6 protein-coding genes are annotated in these 21,746 nt (G+C 40.4%); 5 read left to right on the top strand and 1 reads right to left on the bottom strand.

The genetic code is table 11. From position 1 onward, the window contains the following. Positions 1-74: 74 nt before the first annotated feature. From GQR42_RS16515 to GQR42_RS16525, 4 genes are all read left to right on the top strand, one after another. Positions 75-1,811, top strand: coding sequence for a calcium-binding protein (locus tag GQR42_RS16515; RefSeq protein ID WP_199273199.1), 1,737 nt, complete (start codon positions 75-77; stop codon positions 1,809-1,811). A 190-nt stretch (positions 1,812-2,001) separates the two neighbouring features. Continuing rightward, positions 2,002-2,217, top strand: a complete 216-nt coding sequence (locus GQR42_RS28895; RefSeq protein ID WP_233271043.1) for a hypothetical protein — start codon at positions 2,002-2,004, stop codon at positions 2,215-2,217. Positions 2,218-2,264: 47 nt separating this feature from the next. After that, positions 2,265-2,555: a PEP-CTERM sorting domain-containing protein gene (locus GQR42_RS28900; protein WP_158198437.1), complete on the top strand. Its 291-nt coding sequence runs from the start codon at positions 2,265-2,267 to the stop codon at positions 2,553-2,555. A gap of 515 nt (positions 2,556-3,070) precedes the next feature. Then, entirely contained in the window at positions 3,071-13,009 is a 9,939-nt protein-coding gene (locus GQR42_RS16525) for a LamG-like jellyroll fold domain-containing protein (protein ID WP_158200777.1), read from the top strand. 10 nt (positions 13,010-13,019) lie between these two features. Here GQR42_RS16525 and GQR42_RS16530 read toward each other — a convergent pair whose 3' ends face one another. Then, positions 13,020-13,868: an IS630 family transposase gene (locus GQR42_RS16530; protein ID WP_158199409.1), complete on the bottom strand. Its 849-nt coding sequence runs from the start codon at positions 13,866-13,868 to the stop codon at positions 13,020-13,022. 141 nt (positions 13,869-14,009) lie between these two features. Here GQR42_RS16530 and GQR42_RS16535 point away from each other — a divergent pair, with 141 nt between their 5' ends. Further along, positions 14,010-21,731: a putative Ig domain-containing protein gene (locus tag GQR42_RS16535; RefSeq protein ID WP_158200778.1), complete on the top strand. Its 7,722-nt coding sequence runs from the start codon at positions 14,010-14,012 to the stop codon at positions 21,729-21,731. Positions 21,732-21,746 lie beyond the last annotated feature (15 nt).

Here is a 21,746-nt window from a genome sequence, read left to right on the forward strand (position 1 = left end):
AAGATGCAGCTAATACGGTTATTGATTTAACCACCGTCTTTAGTGACCCCGATGGAGATGCAATTACCAAGAGTGTGTTATCCAACACAAATACTAGCTTGGTGACAGCAACTATCGTTAATAACCAATTAATCCTAGATTATCTCCAAAATCAGTTTGGAACGGCTCAAATTACCATCAGAGGAACATCGAAAGGTTTATTTATTGAGGATACCTTTACCATTACCGTCAACCAAGTGACGGAAGGGATACTCATTACAGGCACATCTGGCAATGACAATCTTGTCGGTGGAGACGGAAACGACACCCTACAAGGATTAGCCGGAAACGACACCCTAAATGGAGGACTGGGTTCGGATTCTCTCGAAGGAGGCAATGGCAATGATGTCTATTATGTGGATAATAGTGGAGATCTTGTCCTAGAAACCGTTACAGGTAGTACAGGCGGAACGGACTTAGTTTATGCGAGTGTCTCTTATACTTTACCTAACCTAGTGGAAAATCTGACCCTAACAGGTAATTCAGCCATTAACGGCACAGGAAACAGCCTTAATAACACAATTATCGGCAATAACGGCAATAACTACCTCCTAGGCGATGCAGGGAACGATACATTAGACGGCAAAGCAGGGGTAGATACCCTAGACGGAGGAGCAGGTAATGACACTTATACTATTGATAATATCAACGATGTGATTATTGATAGTGCAGGAACAGATACGGTTTCCGCTTCCATTACTTATACCCTAGCAGCGGGATTAGAAAATCTAACCTTAACTGGGAATGGTAACTTAAATGGCACAGGAAACAGCCTTAATAACACAATTATCGGCAATAACGGCAATAACTACCTCCTAGGCGATGCAGGGAACGATAAACTAGACGGCAAAGCAGGGGTAGATACCCTAGACGGAGGAGCAGGTAATGACACTTATACTATTGATAATATCAACGATGTGATTATTGATAGTGCAGGAACAGATACGGTTTCCGCTTCCATTACTTATACCCTAGCAGCGGGATTAGAAAATCTAACCTTAACTGGGAATGGTAACTTAAATGGCACAGGAAACAGCCTTAATAACACAATTATCGGCAATAACGGCAATAACTACCTCCTAGGCGATGCAGGGAACGATACATTAGACGGCAAAGCAGGGGTAGATACCCTAGACGGAGGAGCAGGTAATGACACTTATACTATTGATAATATCAACGATGTGATTATTGATAGTGCAGGAACAGATACGGTTTCCGCTTCCATTACTTATACCTTGGCCAATAATCTTGAAAACCTGACCTTAACAGGTAGTACAGCGATTAATGGCACGGGGAACAATGGCAATAATGTGATAACCGGAAATTCAGGTGCCAATCTTCTCTCTGGGTTGGATGGTAATGATAGCCTTAATGGGGGCAATGGAAATGATACCCTACTCGGCGGAAATAGCGATGATACTCTTATAGGAGGGACAGGAAATGACAGCTTGACGGGAGGAAGTGGCCGTGATTTCTTCCGCTATAACTCACGCACGGAAGGCATTGACACGATTGCCGACTTTAATGTGCTAGATGACACGATTTTGGTATCTCGGAGTGGATTTAGTGGCGGTTTAACGGTTGGTACTTTACTAAACACCCAGTTTACTACCGGAACATCAGCGACGACTTCTGCTCATCGTTTTATTTATAATGCCAGTAATGGTCAATTATGGTACGACATTGACGGTACAGGAACAACAGCAGCCAGCCAAATTGCGACACTTTCTCCAAATTTAGCTTTAACTGCCAGCAATTTCCTGGTTTTCTAAGCATCATTAAAGGGAGTAGGCAATCATCAGTTAACTGTTACAGGATTTCCAGCTTTTTTCAAATGCAGTTTTATATTTTCTTTAGAGATGGGCTGTCCCGAAAATCTGCTCAGAGCGGCCAAAAGTTAGAAAAACAAGCGTTAAAACTGCCAGTTTTGTCGTTACACCAGTTAACGGAAATTATCAAGCATTGTTACAAACTTGTGTTTTTATCGGTGCTTGTGATGACAGTCAATCCTTGACTAATGCTAGTAATTTAGAATCATTTCTCAGCTTATCGGGTAATCAGTTAAGCAATCTATTTGTTACTGAAGGATCCGCTATCAAACAGACTATTACTGCTAATTATGGCGATATTTTCAGCTTTTCTTGGAATTTTCTGACTGATGAAGTGCCGCTGATGTAGATTACAATGATTTCGCTTTTTTTACCCTTAATAATACTTTATATTCTTTGGCAGATACTCAATCTAGTTTTCCAGTCAATCCTTCTTTTTCCCCTGTAACGAAAGAAACAGGCTATCAAACCTACACGATACCAATATCGGTGACTGGAACATATACTTTAGGGTTTGGGGTAGTTGATGTGGATAAGACAGGAGGAGGAAATGCTGCTGGAAATTCAGCTTTATTAGTTGATAATATCAAGCTTACTAATATAGCCAAAGTTCCTGAACCTGATCCTATTTTCGGACTATTATTAACTCTAGGATTAGCCAGCAAGTGCAAGCGCAATAATTGTTAACATCACCCGCTATCGAGAAAACGGGTTTCTCAAAGAAACCCGTTTTCTGTCCCCATACATAGGGTTTGCTGAATAAGTCCCCAGAAGGAATTTAGGAGCCACACAGTTTACCAAATGGTAGTTTCGTCGCTTAGTTTCTCAATTTTATCTGGCGATTGCCAATGAAAGTGCAAGGTTTTTGAGTCCCTCGGATCGATTTCTCAACGTTTGTCTCTGACACTTTTTTGACTAAAAAAGTGCTAAAACCGTTTTCTAGTAAGGCTTTCAGTAATATTCAGCAAATCCTAGATAATGTTCGATAAGCTTGTTGAGGATGGTTCCTGATCAATCACTTCCTCGAAAAGTCTAAAGATTGTGTAAAAATTAGAGACTGATGGGAAAAAAGCCTTTAAATGAAGAGGAAGGCCGTTATCAGGAGACGAGAGCCGATTTTTCCCATCAGTCCTCCTTGCTACTTAACACCACCATCCTGAACAGCTACACTATATTCCTCGCTGAAACCCCCAAGGTACTTTATGTCTCAGTCTTTCCCAAACATCCTGTTTATCGACACTCAACTTGCCAGTTATCAGCAGTTACTCGATGCGGTGTTGCCTAGCACAGAAGTTATCCTGATTAATTCTAATCAAGATGGCGTTGAGGCAATTACCGCAGCCTTGTCGAATCGTACTAACCTTAAAAGTATTCAAGTCATCTCCCACGGTAGTCAAGGTCAGCTACAATTGGGCAATATTTGGCTAAATTCCCACACTTTACAGGATTATAGTGCCAAAATTCAGAGTTGGGGAAATGCACTGATAGAGACTGGGGACATATTATTCTACGGGTGTAATTTAGCAGCGGATGAAGCGGGACTGAGTTTAATTCAAAACATTAGCCAGTTGACGGGAGCAGATGTAGCAGCATCTGAAGACTTAACTGGTAGTGCATTGCTGGGGGGAGATTGGGATTTAGAAGCAAATACAGGGGCGATAGAATCAAGTTTAGCGATTAGTGCAGAAGGCCAAGCCAATTATACAGAGACATTAGCCATTCCCAGTTTAACTGTATATGAAAGCTTTCTTGTGGAAGGTTATAATAGTGTTAATAGCGATGGGCATTGGAATAGGATTACTCTAAGCTTGTCAAATTATGATCAAAAAAGTTCTTTTTATATTTCTTATAATTTGCTTCCTCATGGGTTAGAGAGTCAAGGATCTGTATCTAGCAATGACTATAGTGATCCTAACTCAGGTAGCTTTCAAATAACACCAAGTAAAGTTTATTCAAAAAATGGTCAACTGCTGGTGGATATCCCGATTATCATCAACAATGATTCTTTGTGGGATCAGCAGGAATATATGGACTTTAGACTTAATCCCACTTCTGAATATACGGTGACGGGAGCAGACCAATATAACAATTTTTTACAGATAGTTAGCGACAATCATCCCCAGGTGTCTATTGGCAATTACTGGGAAAACTCGACGAAAACCGAAGGAGAACCTCTGCGAGTTAAAGAGATAACCAGAATCGAATTAGATTTAGGAAAACAAGGTGTGCCGATTCTGTCTGGATTTGACTTATATTTTGATGTAACAGGTACAGCCATTCGTGGCAGTTTTGCCAACACTCAAAAAGGTTCAGATTACAAATTATTTTACACCTTTTATAAAAGGGATCCCCTTGATTATGGCAAATATACGCAAGTAGATTCCCGCAAGGCCTTTCCAGATCCTGTAGCCAATACCTCAATTTATAAAATCAATGTACCTGCGGGTACGACGAGTATTATTTTTCAAGCTGAGGATATCAACGATGAAGTTTTTGAACCCACAGAAACAATTAAAATCACTCTCGTTGAAGATGATGTCGTACTTGGCCTAGCTGAACGTAGTAGTGGGGATAAATATTATGTAGCAGGGAAATATGATCAAACACAACCCATATCAGAATCAGATAAGAAATATTTGGACAGTTTGAGAATCAAGATAGTTAACCTCTTGGAAAATGAACCTATTGTCAGCTTAGGTAAAGTAGTCAATCCTACGGAAGGTTTTGGCTATGGTAGCACTATCGAAGGATTAGAAGATGCGATCGCCCTCAATGGTACACAAAGCGTCACCATTCCCGCTAAATCTAGCTTAAACTTAGCTAATACCGGTAAATTCACCTTAGAAGCGTGGATTTACCCCAATTTTACCGATAATACTCAACATGACATTATTAGTTATCAAGGGGGAACAAAAACAGGTTATCCTAGCATTTCCATTATTAATCAAATCTCCCTACAAATAGGTTTCGGAGATGGCACAAAATGGAACACCAAAACCATAGAAAAGGCCATTAACCCCAAAGGGTGGAATCATATTGCTTCCACCTTCGATGGTACAGATTACAAAATCTATGTCAATGCTGTTGAAATCTACTCCACCAGTGAATTTGCCGGCCAAAAACCCGCTCCGACTCAACAATTAGAAATCGGCAAAGACTTTATTGGAGCGATCGATGAAGTAAGAATCTGGGATACAGCGCGTAGTGCTGCGGAATTGCAAAGTTTGATGATTTCCGAGCTAACAGGAGCAGAAACCGGGTTAATTGGTTATTGGGACTTTAATAAAAATTTAACCAATAAGGCCAATCAAGATAGCAGTAACCCCCATAATGGTAGCATGAATGGTACTGTGGAATATCTCAATCAACCAGCACCACAAATTGGTTACATCGAAGTAAATTTAGATAAACCCTTCCAAGGACCCCAAGGATTATGGGTAAAATATGATATTACCAGTGGTACAGCTACACAAAACAGCGATTATTTTAATTCTCGTTATCGTAAAGTCTCCACCGATGCTAACAGTGAGCGCAATGGTATTATTATCCCCCAAGGAGAAACTTCCGCCAAGATTTATTTTGCTGCCCTCAATGACGCGGTGGTGGAAGGGGATGAAACAATTAATATTAAGTTAATTCCCCATAACTTTGATCAAGAAAATCTCGTTGTTAATCCCAATATTTATGTAGTAGATCTCGAGAATAGAAACGTCCAAGTATTTGATAATCTAGGCAATTTACTATCCACCTTTGGTGCTTATGGTACGGGAGACGGACAATTTAATAATCCTCAAGATCTGGTTCAAGATAAAAATGGAAATATCTATGTAGTTGACAGTAGAGGTTATAATGTCCAAGTCTTTGATAGTAATGGTAAATTTTTACGCAAATTTGGTTCACAGGGTACAGGAAACGGACAATTTACAGACCCCTGGAACATTGACCTAGATAGCCAGGGTAATATTTATGTGGTGGATAGATCAAGAAAGAATATTCAAGTTTTTAACAATAGTGGGACATTCTTGCGTCAAATCGGGTCTTCAGGAACAGGAGACGGACAATTTAGCGATCCTCAGACTCTAGCTATAGACAAGAATGATAACGTTTATGTGGCGGATGCAGGCAATGATAATGTCCAAGTATTTGATAATACTGGTAAATACCTGCGTAAATTTAATTTACTCCGTAGCGGAATTTACAATACAAATACGGTAGATATGGCACTCGACAGCAGTGGTAACATCTATTTGCTTGACAGTGCTTACAACAATGTCCAAGTATTTAGTAATAGTGGTACATTTTTGCGCCAATTCGGGTCTTATGGTACAGGAAACGGACAATTTATACAGGCTGTAAGTATTGGTATAGATGGCAACGGTAACATTTATGTAGGTGATGGCAGAGATGATGTCCAGATCTTCGATAGTAGCGGAAATTATATCAGTAAATTTGGTTCTTCGGGTTCGGGAAAAGGTCAATTCAATAGTCCCACTGGGATTACCTTCGATAATAGTTGGCCCAATTCTAACTACGGAATTAGTGCCACTAATAATAGTGCTACCATTACCATCAAAGATAATCAGGCCTATACTCAAGGTGTAATTCTCTTTGATGCTACTAACCAACCTATTAGCGATAAAAACCCCCTCGCAATCAAAAATGGAACCGCCGACTTTAAGATTAAATTAACCAGTCAACCCACCAGCAATGTTACAGTTAGCCTCAGCAGCAATCAAGGCAGTTTAACAAGCACAACTGTCACCTTTACTAGCAGTAATTGGGATACCCTTCAAACTGTTAAACTCAATGGAGTTAGCGCTGATGGTAATATTAGTGCTTCAGCTTCGGGTTACTTTACAGGGACTCAAACCTTTGGTTTCACCATTAATCCACCCCTAAAAGTTACCGAAGGGAGTACCACCGATGCTGTTCCCGTCACCCCGGAAGTAATTATCTCCAGTCTGGGAGATGTGCAAGAAAATGGTGGCGAATCTGGTAATTTTATCGTTAATTTATCCGCACCCGCACCTAAAGGTGGAATAAATATCAATTATACAGTTGCGGGAACAGCAACTCAAGGAACAGATTATCAAAATTTGACGGGTAAAATTACCATTGCTGAAGGAGACACCACTGGTCAAATTTCCATTTTACCTATTGCAGATGATGTCACCGAACCTAACGAAACTGTTACCATTACCTTAGCAACTGGTACAGGTTATAAATTAACGACAGATACCAGCAAAAAACAAGCTACTTTAAATGTTCTCAATGATGACACGGCGGGAATCAAAGTAGTAAACGCCCAAAAAATTACCGATACTAACAATAATCTTGTCACCAGCTATAGTGATAACTTGGTAGCAGTAGTCACCAGTGAACCCTACCCCAATGTTAACAATGTCCTGCAATTATGGGATAACAACAACAAACTCTTAGGAAGTGTTACTCTCACTCAAGAGCAGATTAATGCTGGTAAAATTAGCTTAAATGTCACAGGAACTTTACCTAATTCTCAGCAATTACGAGCAATTCTCAAAGAAAATAGTACCGTAAATCAAGGATTGACCCTCGATAACGGCAAAATAAACCTTAATGGTAGTACAGTAGAAATTACCTTACCCAGTATTGGTAATCAAGCTTTAGTGGGTATTCGCCTACAAAGTAAACCGACGGCTGATGTTACCGTCAGTTTCAAAGATATTGACAACACTGAAACCAGTTTAGACAAAACCAGTGTCACCTTTACCCCTCAAAACTGGCAAGAATATCAAGTTGTCACCGTAACAGGTTTAGATGATCTCGACTTAGATGGTGACATTAGTTATAACATTACCGCTTTTGTTAGCGCTACTAATGACCCTAACTACAGTGGAAAAACCTTCGACCTTCCCGTCAAAAACTTAGATGATGACCAGAAGCTCGATCCATCTGCTTTGGATACTCCCTCTAAGATAAATTATACCCTTAAATTCGATGGACTCGATGATCATGTCGCTATCAGCAATGGTAAAGTTAGCGCTACTAGCTTAAAGTTGCCTACTTCAGCGCTGACGGTAGAAGCTTGGGTAAATATTGCTCAATTTAAAGATTGGTCATCAGCCATTAGTTTCTTACAGGATAATGGTTCCACCGAAGCTGGTTTTGCCTTAGGAACCATGGCCACTGGTCAATTTTACTTGGCTGTAGCGGGTGGTGGCAACGGTTTAACTTATCTCAATTCTCCTAGTAAATACTCAACTAATCAGTGGTATCACATAGCGGGTGTTTATAATGGCTCAAAAATGGAGTTATTTATCAATGGCGAAAGTGTCGCTACTTCCACCGCCGAAACTGGTAATATCTATTACCTTGATAGTTGGTATCGTCTGGGAATGTATAAAGATGATAATGAGGATGTGGGTCTTAATGGACAAATACGCGAAGTCCGAGTCTGGAATGTAGCACGCAGTGGAGCAGACATTAAAGCCAATAAAAATACCAGTTTAAGTGGTCAAGAAACTGGTTTAATCAATTACTATCAAGGAAATCTCACCACAGATAATTTCCTTTTTGATAATGGTAGTAATCGCCAAAATGGAGTGTTGGCAAATGGTGCGTCAGTATCAGTAATTTCGCTTCCCACCGTCTCTATTGGTAATCCTGTTACAGTCGCCGAAGGTAATACAAATGCTGTCATCAACGTCAATCTGAGTCAAGCTGCGACACAGACCATAGACGTAATTTTCAGTATTCCCCAGGGTACTGCTGTAATTAATCAAGATTACCAAATCAGTCAAACTTACTTAATTAATCAGTTTGAAGCAGATGGCAAAGCGCGTTTTGCCAGTCCCTTTGATAATATCGATGTCGGGGATAATGCTAAACCCACTTTTGCCGATTTAGATAACGATGGCGATTTAGACGCTATTATTGGTCATCAAACCGGAATTAAATATTTCAAAAATCTCGGCAGTCCTAGTAGTCCCCTTTTTGCCGAACAAACCGGTAGTCAAAATCCCTTTGGTAATATTAACATTCAGGGTGCGGCTCCCACCTTTGCTGACCTTAACGGCGATTTAACCTTAGATTTAGCCGTCGGTACAGACACAGGTACTATTATTTACTATATCAATAACGGCGATCGCCTGAATCCACGCTTTGTCCTTCCCAGTGGGTTAATTCCCGTTCAAAATGATCCCTTTACTGGGATTGATGTTGGCGATCGAGCCACACCTGTCTTAGTTGACTATGATCAAGATGGCGATAATGACTTAATTGTTGGTTCTCAAGCTTCAGGAATCAGCTACTATCGAAATACAGGTAACAAAAATAGTCCCACCTTTACTAAATCGACCAGCAATCCTTTTGCCAATATCTCAGGTAACGCACCTATCCTGGTGGATTATGACAGTGACACAGACCTAGATATATTTGTTGGTCAAGCTAATGGAGTTGTTACCTATTGGGAAAATAATAACGGCACATTTGCTCAAAATGCCAGCAAAAATCCCTTCGCTAAAATCACCAACACCGCCTCCTTAGCGACTAATTCCGCACCCGCTGTGGTTGATTTAAACGGTGAGGGTTTTAAAGATGCTTTTATCGGCGTTAACAATGGCAAGATTGACTATTATGAACAGTTTAACTTAGTCACCTTTAATGCAGGGGAAACTAGCAAAACCATTAACCTGCAAATCAAAGATGATCAAATAGCCGAAGATAACGAAACTCTCGAAATTACTCTCTATCCCAATAATGGTTATAACTTAGGTTCACCTCAAAATTACCTTAGCTTGGATGGTACAGATGATTATGTAGCAATACCCAACGCCAAATTAGCGGGTGATTATACCATTGAAACTTGGGTATATATCGACAGTAAAACTCAAAATTTTAGCTCAATTTTAGAATTAGGAAATGATACGGGTAGTGAAAGAATCTTCTGGGGATTAAGAAATAATCAGAGCCAACTTTTCTTAGAAACTATCACTAATTCCCAATCAGTTTCTTACACCCTTCCCGAGCAACTACCTCAAAAACAGTGGGTACATTTGGCAGTTAGTTTGGACAATAGCGGAGTCGGTAAATTCTATGTTAATGGTGAATTGAAAACAACCGTATCAGGTTTTAAACTTCCCACCGAGACCGTCAAAACTGTTAATTATCTAGGAAAAGGTCGCGGTGGTTACCAGTTTGCGGGGAAAATTAAAAACCTAACCATTTGGGATAAATCCCTGACTCAAACAGAAATTCAAGCTGATAAAGACAAAGTCCTTACAGGTAGTGAAACCGGTTTAGTTGCATATTATAAAGGAGATTTAGACTCCCAAAATACCCTAGTAGATAGTAGCAGCAATAAACTTAATGGTACAATCAACAACGGCGCTTTGGTGAAAAATGATATCGTCACCACCGTTACTATTAGCGATAATGATACCGCAGGTGTCACCATTACCAAACTTACGGGTACCAATACGAATGAAACTAATAATAGCGTTAACTTCGATGGTCAAGATGATTATGTCACAGTACCCAATATCAGCAAATTATCTGGTGACTTTACCTTAGAAACCTGGGTATATATCGACAGTAAAACTCAAAATTTTAGCTCAATTTTAGAATTAGGAAATGATACGGGTAGCGAAAGAATCTTCTGGGGATTAAGAAATAATCAGAGCCAACTTTTCTTAGAAACTATCACTAATTCCCAATCACTTTCTTACACCCTTTCCGAGCAACTACCTCAAAAAGAGTGGGTACATTTGGCAGTTAGTTTGGACAATAGCGGAGTCGGTAAATTCTATGTTAATGGTGAATTGAAAACAACCGTCTCAGGTCTTAAACTTCCCACCGAGATCGTCAAAACTGTTAATTATCTAGGAAAAGGTCGCGGTGGTTACCAGTTTGCGGGGAAAATTAAAAACCTAACCATTTGGGATAAATCCCTGACTCAAACAGAAATTCAAGCTGATAAAGACAAAGTCCTTACAGGTAGTGAAACCGGTTTAGTTGCATATTATAAAGGAGATTTAGACTCCCAAAATACCCTAGTAGATAGTAGCAGCAATAAACTGAATGGTACACTCAACAACGGTGTTTTTGTCAAAAATGAACTCATTCCCCCTGTCACCATAAGTTATAGCGTTAAACTGAATAGCCAACCCATTGCTCCCGTTACAGTTTACCTTGGTTCACAGGATGAAAGTGAAGCCTTAGTTACCGTTAAAAGTGATTTAACCTCCTTGGCGGGAGTCACCAGTTTGGTCTTTACCCCTGATAACTGGAATCAAGCGCAGAATTTCTACGTCAAAGGTGTGGATGATCAGATTGACGATGATGACATGAATTATCAGATCATTACCACCGTCTCCAGTGAAGACCAGAAATATCATAAACTCGCAGTAAATGACCTTTCCTTGACTAATATTGACAATGATCAAGCAGGTTTTATTATTAAAGGAGCAGGAAAAGCGATCGAGGGTCGCGATAACGTTTATAGTATCAAGTTAAGTAGTCAACCCGTGGGTAATATTCGCTTGATTATGACCCCCACCAATGACCAAATTCGCTTAAATAACGAGTTTGTTGGCGAACCCTTAACCATTACTTTTACCCCTCAAAACTGGAATCTTGAGCAAACAGTCAGAGCAACTGCCTTAGATGATCAAGTAGTTGAATATCTGCATTATAGTCAGATTAACTTTGAGGTTCAAACCGGTCAAGGATTAGATTTTGAATCAAAAGCTGATAATAATACTGCTGAAAATGCCTTAGATTTGGGAACAATTAAAGGTGGTTATCACTGGTCTAACTTGGCAATTTCCCCTTCTGGAGATATTGACTGGTTTAAATTTACCATCCCTGACACAGGTAATAATTTAGACTTCGCAAAAATTAACTTTAATCATGGAGCCGGAAATCTCAAATTAGAGGTTTATTCAGCGAAAAATTTCAGCACACCCCTTTTAGTCTCCGATAGTTCTAGTGCAACTCAGAACTATGAGCAAATATCTCTCAATGGTCAACCCTTGGGAGACTATTATCTGAAAATTTCGGGAACCCCCAATAGTTATAACTTATTGGTGGCTGATTCTGATTATAAGTTTACTCAGGTAGTCCCCAATCCTGTCTCCGTTGTCATTCAAGATAACGACTTACCCACAGCCACTTTAATTGCAGGGACTACAGCATCAGAAGTATTCAGCGAACCCAGTTACTTCACCGTGCAACTGAATGCACCTTTGCCGACCAATAGTAGCGGACTTAACGTCAATTATCGTTTGGCTGGGGGTAGTGCAACCTTATCTGAAGATAAAAATGGTAACGGCGTTTTAGACCCGGGTGAAGATACTAATAACAATGGTAAATTGGAGTTAGGTGACTATCTTATTCAAAAAGAAGGGGTTGTCCGTATCGCTCCGGGAGACATTCAAAATAACCTGATTATTGCACCCATTGACGATAAATTAGTAGAAGACCTCAAGTTAACCATCAAAAGTGTTACCCCCGGAACTAACAATAACGAGTTAATTCTTAATGTTAATAGTTCCATTACCAATGCTATTACTCAATCTAGCAGAGAACCTTCGGGTACAGATTACCCCGCCAATAACACCACCACTGGCCGACTCTTGGTCGGTGATTTAGTCACCGGTGCGTGGACTAGCAGTGGAGATCAAGATTGGTACGGCGTTGATCTCGAAGCCAATAAAACCTATACCTTTGACCTAGAAAAGTATGGTAATGGTGATCCCATTTTCGAGCTTTTTGACAGCAATAGTAAATCACTCGGTTCTAATGATGATACTGCTAATCGCAATTCCCGATTTACCTACACTCCCACTGTCAGTGGTAAGTATTATGCCGTAGCACGACCCTTTGGCTCAACTTTAGACTCTTATCGTTTAAGTGTCAAAAACATTGTCAGTAATAGTAGCTCAAAATCAGAAGCAACGGGTACAGATTTAGCCAACTATACCAGTACTACTGGTTTCCTTTCCGTCGGGGATGTGGTGACTGGAAACATCGACAGTGGTTACGATCAAGATTGGTATAAACTTGACCTCAAAGCTGATACTACCTATATCCTTGACCTGATGGGGTCTTCCTTGGGTGACGGTACTTTAACGACTCCTAATATTTATAGTTATTTCAAATAAGAACGAGACACTAGGCGACACAATAAGTACGAATAATTTCATCAAGGGGTGTCCCCACAGGAGCATACATTCTGGCTCTCTTTAATGCACTAAAATCATGTTCGATATCATTTAAATCAGGAGAGTATTTTGGCAAAAACACTACCTGATGACCTGCTTCCTCTACCAGTTGTCTAATCACTGTCTTCCGATGAATTGGTGCATTATCCATAATTAATACTGATGTTATGGCTAGAGAGGGCAATAAATATAAAGATAACCACCCTTCAAAACCTTCGGCATTCAGGCTTCTTGTAAATACCATCGGGGCAATAAAGTCTTTTTTTCCCTTTCTTCTCCCGGCCACAAGGTTCTCTCTTTTTCCTCGTTTTCCTTGTCTATCTCCCAATACTTTCTTACCTTTTTTTGACCAGGCATAAAGGCAGGCTTGAAATTCTTCAAACCCTGACTCATCAATGAATACAAGGCTTTCACTTCCATATGTTTTAATCAATTCTCTCAGCACTCTGTAGTATTTCATTCTTTCTTCTCGGTTTCTTTCTCTATAACGAAGTTCCTTCTTTTTTCTGGTAATTTTCATTTTTTTTAAGGCATAGCAAATGGCACTTGGTCTCACTCCAAACTTCTCGGCTCTGTCTCTTAATCTTGCCTCGGGATTTTCTTGGACATCTTTTGACAGTGCTTTCCAGTCCAGCTTTCTCTGACGGTGTTTTACCTTTGTTGCTTCCAGTTTTTCCCTACCTAGCCATCTATATATCGTCGCTCTTCCTATATTAAATAGAGCGGCGGCTTTGGTTATGCTTCCCCCATTCTCTACATAATCGATTACTTTTTTTCTCAAGTCTAGGCTATAAGACATTTTTCTATATGGGTTGCTCGTTTCTCTTTATTTTACCTTATTTTTCCCTCGTCTCACACTTATTTGAAATGACTATACCTTTATAACGGTCAAGGTGAAAAAATCGCCGAACCCAATGGTGTAGAAATTAATGTCGGTCGAGTGCAAACGTACTTTACTCCCACCACCAGCGGGACTTATTATGCGTCAGCTTTAACCCGAAACTCCTCCACCACAGGAACTTATAAGTTAGGACTCAGTGAAGTCATCCCCTACAGAGAACCGATTACTTCCTTAACTCCCGAAATCTTTGCCGGTAGTAAACTCAGATTTGACAAAAATTTAACTGCTACCCTTACTAAGGGTACTACTTTGACCTACAATGCCAATGGTTTTTATGAAGGTAATATTAACGTCACCGTTGATGAACCTAACAGAAAGAGCGAAATTCAAGCAAATTCCCCGGCTCGCATCGCTGAGGAAACCGTAATTGTCGAACTTTTACCCGGTGATGGTTATATCCTCCCAGCCAATCCCAAAGCTACCTTAAGAATTCAAGATGATGATGTACCCGGTGTCAGAATCGTGCAAGTTGGCGATAATACTGTAGTTAAAGAGGGAGAAACCGCTAGTTTTGAAGTAGCTTTGTTGAGTGAACCTACTGATACTGTCACCATTCGTTTAACTCCAGGTTTTGAAATCGACTTTGTTAATCCCGTTAATCCCACTACGGTTAAAGTCACCAAAGATATCTACACCTTTGACGAAACTAATGGGGGTAATTTAGATGTCAACTTAGTCAGTTTAGTCACTGGGGAAAAAGAAAAAACTGTCTCCTTTGGTGCCAAATTAAAAGTAATCCCCTCCTCTAATGTCATTGTTGAATTTTCAGATGGTAATAATGATTTGGTTAAAGATAACCCAGTCTTCAAAACCCTCCTCTTTACAGCCAATGAACCTAACTCTGTTACGGGAGAAGAACCGGGTAACTGGAATCAAATTCAACAGGTGATTTTAGGCTATCTTGATCCTGATAGCAGTGGTAATCTGAAAGTGAAAGCGGTCATGAAAGATGCTACCACCGGACAACAAATTAGTAATCCGATCATTTTCCCGATTATTCGCACCACCACCCAAGTAGATAAACAAACCACTGAGATTGTCATTCAACCTGAAGATTGGTATAAGTTACAAACTGTCACTTTTACGGGTATTGATGAGCAACTGGCCGAACCCGGACTTTACCATCAAAGTAGCATTAGCTATCAAGTCGATTCCAAAGATACTGAATATAAAGGTTTGTTTGTTCCTGTTCAACGGGTGGATGTGGTAGATCGTCCCCTCAACCCAGAAAGTACCTCCCAAACCGTAAAACTTGGTTTAACTAACTTACAACAAAGTTTAGATAACCTAGAGCTTCCTATGGTGGGTGCTTTAGATGGTAAAATGCCGAATTTAATCGGCGATATCAGCGATAAATTAGTGGTAGCAATTTCCGCCGAACCAGAATTAACCGGAAATCGCTTAAAAACCGTCATTGAAAATGCTTTATCTACTTTAGGTTTAGATTTCGTCAATGTCGGTGTCGATATGACCGAAGATAACATCGGTATTCTGCTCAATGTTAAGGAAAAATATGATTTATTCTCCTTACCTTTAGATGTTAACTTAGGTTTAGATGCGTTAGGGATTGGACTAAAAACCGAAGGCGACTTAAAAACCACCTTTGACTATAATATTTCCCTTGGTTTTGGCTTAAATAAAAACTTCGGTTTTTATATTGATACCAAACAAACTAAGGTGGGAGCAGCTTTCCGTGTTAATTTACAAGATTTTAAAGCTCAGGGTAATTTGGCCTTTTTACGCTTAGACATAGCCGATGATCCCAAAAATCGCACTGAGTTGGCTATTACCTTTCAAGCAAGTTTAAAGGACCTTGATAACTATCAAACCGTCAAATTCTTTGATGTGGACGGCGATTATCGTTTAGATACTGAAAGCTTTACCTATCCCATTAAAACTAATAATGCCGGTAAACCAGCCACTACCACCACCGGCGAATTTATTACCACTAATCAGGTAATTAACGAACCTTTTGTTAATGTTAATACACAAGGTATTGCTCCTGCGTTTACCACAGTCGCCAATGCTACTGCTCCTCAAAAACTGATCGACTGGAATGCTAATGGCAAATTTGATGCACCTTTTCAAAGTAAAAATGAGGGTGTCTATCTGACGAAAAAGGTAGCCAGCACTACCCCGGGTGGACAACCTACCATTGAATCCTACTATTTTGACCTCAATCGTAATGGTAGTTTAGATGCTAATTCTAAGGAAAAACTCTTTTCTGTCACTCCGGGTACTTCAAAATGGTTTGACACAACAGGTAAACTTAAACCCTTTACAATTGAGCAGAAAAATGCTAATGGCGTTGTCACCTATTACTTTGACCAAAATGGTAATAATGTCTTAGATACCGGTGAAACCTTAACTGCTCAAGAAAAGACCAAGTTTGATAAAAATAACAATAACATTCTGGATGCGGATGAAGCGGGACTTGGGGAAGGTACTTATGTTCAAGGAACGGGGATTGCTTTCCTTGATACTAATAATAATGGTCAATTAGATGCTACGGAATCTTACGTCTATTCAGAGTTTGATGAATTCGATACCGAAACCGAAAAGAAAATTATCACCTATAATGTTTTAACCTCTGGTACAACTACTTTCCTTGACCAAAATAATAATGGTACTTTTGAAGAAGCTAACGATCTTGATCTATTAAAATCCCAACCCGTAACAGTAACCGAAGCTGCCATTCTTGGTCTTCCGGGAGCCGGTAATTATACCGTGTCCCAAATCTTAAAGTTGACCGTCGCCAATGGTAAGGTGATGGATACCGAGGTTAGCTTTGTCAATAGTAAGGGAGATGTCGCTAAGAAGTTAGACATCAAAGAAGAACCTTTAGTCAGAATTAAAGAAGGTGTCCGGTTTATTGACCAAGACAATAATGGTAAATTGACTTTAGACAATTTTGATCCCCTCAAAAGTAACATTTACACCTATAAAATCTTAACTTCAGGGACAACTACCTACCTTGACCAAAATAATAATGGAGTTTATGACTCTAGTAATGACCTTGATTTGTTCGCTAATTTCACCGTCACCCAAGAACGCTCTAAATTTGCCGGTTTGCCAGCAGGTAGTTATCCGGCTCATCAAATCTTAAAATTAACTGTCACCAACGGTAAAATTCAGGAAACGGAAATTAGTTTTGTTAATACTGTCAATGCTAAAACCGATACTGCTAAAAAATTAGATGTGGGTGATGAACCCTTACTCAGAACCACGGAAGGACGAACCTTTATTGACAACGATAATAACGGCGCTTTCACTTTAAATGATGAGATGGTGGTGACGGAATTGTTCACCTTACCAAATAATGAATTTGATACCAGCACTTTAACGGGTACGGGTAATATCGTTAAACTTATTGATGATGGCAATCGTTTAACCCTCACCGAGTTAAAAAACTGGAAGAGTACCCCCCAATTAGGCTTTAATGACCTGTTTAACTACGAATTGGCAGGTAATGCTAATTTAGGACTAAAAACGAAAACCAGTGTGGAGGGAGATCCCGCTTTCCCCAGTGTCGCCTTTGATTTAGCGATTGGCCTACCTATATTTAATTACGGTAATCAAAGTCAAGCGAGTAGTACGGGTTTAGATGTTAATTTTAATAACCTTACCCTCGATTTTGGCACTTTCTTAACCGATTTTGCCGCTCCGATTATGAAAACGGTTGACCGTATTATCTCCCCCGTCAAACCAGTGATTGATATTCTCAACACGGATACGAAACTGTTTTCCTATTTAGGGATGGAAAATCAGTTTAATCGTGATGGAAGACCAGGAGTGTCAATTTTAGATTTAGGAATTGTGTTAGCCGAAGCAATTCCCGCTGATACGACAGATCAAACTTTGAAACGGATTAAGGATAGTGTTCCCAAAGCGGTAAAATTTGCTGATACTATTACCAAGATTGTCGAATTAAACGAGAATCTCATCAAATTAGCCGAAAGTGGTAGTTCGATTATTCTCCCGTTGGGTAGTTATAATCTTAATGACTTTAAAGGTGCTAGTGATGACCCCGCTGACACGGCGGCGAAAGTTGATGCTGGTACTCAAGGGACTCAAACTCCAGCGCCTGGCGTGACTCCAGGTACTACACCCGCTCAACAAGCACAAAATTCCGCCACGGCATCTCCGCAACAAAAAAGCACTTTAAGTAAGTTACAAAGTCTTGATGGTATCCAAATCCCGATTTTAGATAATCCCATTACCCTCGTTCGTCTTTTGCTGGGTGAAGAGGATGTGGATTTAATTAAGTACGATATTCCCGATTTGAGCTATTACTTCGGTAAGGAGCAAGAATTCCTCCTCTGGACTCCCCCCACCGTGGAAGGTATTTTAGGACTTTATTTTGATGCGAAAACTGATTTTTCAGTGGGTTATGATACCCACGGGTTGGAGTCTTGGCGTGATGATGATTTTTCGATCTCTTCCATCTATAAAATCCTTGATGGTTTCTATGTGGATGATTTGAACCCCGATGGTGTGGATAAGGATGAGTTGGCTCTGAAAGCAGGCATTTATGCCGGTTTATCTGCTAGTATTGTGGTCGCTAAAGCTATCCTGAAAGGTGGTGTTGACGGTTATCTTGGCTTTGACCTTGTGGATGAAGGGGAATTGCAAGGGATAAGTGATGGTAAGGTCCGCGGTTCAGAAATTATTTCACGGATTAGCAATCCTTTAAGCTTATTTGATCTTAAAGGCTCCTTAGACGCTTATTTGAAAGGTGAAATTCGCGTCGGTGTTGATTTCGGTTTCTTTGAAATCATGAAAACCGTTTGGGAGGAGGAATTCCGTACCAATTTGGCTAGGTTTAATATTGGAGCTAATGGTGTTACTTTAAGTTTTGCTGGTAAAGCTGTAGATGGTTTTATTGTCGGTGGTACGGTGTTCCTTGATGGCAACTTAAATGGTCAATTAGACGAGGGTGAACCTTTTACCTTTACTAATCGCAATGGTCAATTTACTCTCAATATTTCTCCATCCCTTTTTAGCCAATTAGATGTTAACGAAAATGGGACGATTGACATCTCGGAAGGCCGTTTAGCGATGATTGGTGGTACGGATTCAGGCTCGGAACTGCCTTTTGACGGTATTTTAACCGCAGCTGTGGGTTCGGAAGTTGTTACTCCCTTTACCAGTTTAGTGGAAAGAGTTGCACGTCTCAATCCCGAAGGTTTCACCATTACCCAAGCAGAAGAACTGGTCACTAATAATTTGATCCTAACTTCTTATTCTGATGGTCTGATTTTCTATCCCACACTGAAAGTTATCGCCACAGGAGAAGAGATCTTTTTCTTTTTTATAGATGGCATAAGAGTAGAATTCTCAGTACCTTATGAATTAGATGTAACTGATCAGGTTCTCCTTAGCGATAATTTCGAGGAACTTAAGGCTCAAAACGGTTGGACTGCTCTTGAGTTGGATATATCGGCTGAGGGGACGTTTTTCCCTCCATTTGTCGATCTTAATCCGAAGACGGGAGAATATGAAACTGTTATCTATACACCTCAGATTGATGCTCAATCCTATCAATACTTATTAGGAGCGCAAATCCAACTTGTCAGTGAACAATTGGCAACTTTGACTGGTAAACCGATTAATGAAATTCTTGATCAATTTGCCGATAAGGTTAATTCTGGTATTGTTGACTTGTCTTCTTCTGCTGGTGACTTTTTCCCCTCTAACTTTACTGAATCTCAAAAATTAGCTGCCGGTTTGGCTATCAGCAATGCGATCGCTACTTTAAGCCAAGAAGCTTACAGTCAGGTTGATTATGACGGTGATGGTATTAGCGATGGTGGTTATGGATTTGCTAGTGAAACCTACGATATCTATAAAGATATCTTCCGCATTAATAGCAAAATGCAGGTGGTCAGCGAAAACTTACAAGACTTACTCGCTAAAATCCGCGACAATGAGCTTGATATTCCCTTTGCACAGTTTAATCAATACTTCAGCACTTATGGTTTGCAGGAGCAATTGAATAATCTTACTGGTATTGCTGTTAATGTCTTTGCCCCTGAAACGGCTGATTTTACTCGCACTATTAGTGAAGAAAATTCCTATACTTTCACCGTTGCTGACTTCCCCTTTACGAAAGGCGATCCCGATGATACCTTAAAGTCAGTTATTGTCGAGTGGACGGTGGAGCAAGGTTCTCTAAAATTGGGTGATCAATTTGTTACCAGTGGTATGGAAATTATGGTGGAAGATATCCAAGCTGGTAAACTTACTTTTAACCCTGAAGTTAACGACTTTGGCTCTAATTACACTCATTTTAATTTCAGTGTTACTGACGGTAAGTTCTTTACTGACAAAATCCACACCATGACTTTTGATGTCACGGCTGTTGATGACGCACCAACTATCCTCAATCCGATTACAGATGTCAATGTTGACGAAGATGCAGCCAATACCGTCATTGATATAACCAACGTCTTCACTGATATTGATAATGACCCGACTTTAATTGTTAAATCAGTATTCGTCAATAACAATACGGGATTAGTCACTGCTACCATCGTTGACAATCAGTTAATCCTCGACTACCAAGACAATCAATCTGGGATAGCTAATATTACGATTCGTGGGACATCGAATGGTGAATTTGTTGAAGATACCTTTACGGTAACAGTCGCATCTGTCAATGACCTACCTACATTACAACAAGAAATAGCCAATCAAACAGCAATTGAAAATCAACCCTTCAGCTTCACCATTCCCGCTAATACCTTCCAAGATATTGACGACGATAATCTCACCTACACCCTAGCAACAGAAACAGTCCTCCCCAGTGGCATCACCTTTGATGCCGCCACAGGAACCTTCAGTGGCACTCCCTCCGATACCGCCTCCGGCATCTATAACCTTACAGTAATCGCCAGCGATTCAGCCGGAGAAACTGCCGACGATAGCTTTAGCCTCAACATCCTCAACGCCGTCAACGGTAGCAGTAGCGGTGAAACCGTCAACGGTACTAGCGGCAACGACCACATCAACGCCGGTGCAGGTAACGATACCGTCAACGGCGGTGAAGGCAACGATATTCTCGATGGTGGCACAGGAAATGACCGACTCGCAGGCGGTCCCGGTGACGACACCTACAGGGTCGATAGCAGCCGCGATGTAGTCATCGAAAATGCTGGAGAAGGCAAAGATGCCATCAAATCCTCTGTAAATTACACTCTCACCGTCAACATCGAAGATATCACCCTAACAGGGAACGCCAACATCGACGGCACAGGTAACAACCTAGATAATCTCATCACCGGCAACAGTGGCAATAACCTACTCAAGGGATTAGATGGCAACGACACCCTTATCGGTAGCGCCGGTAACGACACCCTGATTGGTGGAAAAGGAAATGACATTCTCACCGGCGGCGATGGCAGCGACTCATTCCTCTTTGGCAGTGGTGCTATCTTTAATAGCAGTGATTTCGGAGTTGATAGCATCAGTGACTTTATCAAAGGAACTGACAAAATTATCCTAAGTAACACCTCTTTCAATGCTCTTGTCAGTACCATTGGCAATAGCTTACAAGCCGCCGAATTTGCCACCATCAATGATACTGCTAACGAACTGGCTTTAGTTGGTTCCAGTAGTGCTAAAATCGTTTATAATTTAGCGACGGGTAATCTGTTCTACAATCAAAATAGCGCCAGCAATGGCTTAGGTAATGGCGCACTTTTTGCCAACTTCAACGGCATCCCACAGTTAAGTGAGAATGACATTTTAATTCAAGCTTAAGTAAACAGACAGAGA

It is taken from the genome of Microcystis aeruginosa FD4 (assembly GCF_009792235.1).
GTDB classification, from domain to species: Bacteria; Cyanobacteriota; Cyanobacteriia; order Cyanobacteriales; family Microcystaceae; genus Microcystis; species Microcystis viridis.

Coding starts and splice junctions, on each gene's coding strand:
- GQR42_RS16525 (WP_158200777.1), top strand. CDS start 3,071: ATGTCTCAGTCTTTCCCAAACATCCTGTTTATCGACACTCAACTTGCC.
- GQR42_RS16530 (WP_158199409.1), bottom strand. CDS start 13,868: ATGTCTTATAGCCTAGACTTGAGAAAAAAAGTAATCGATTATGTAGAG.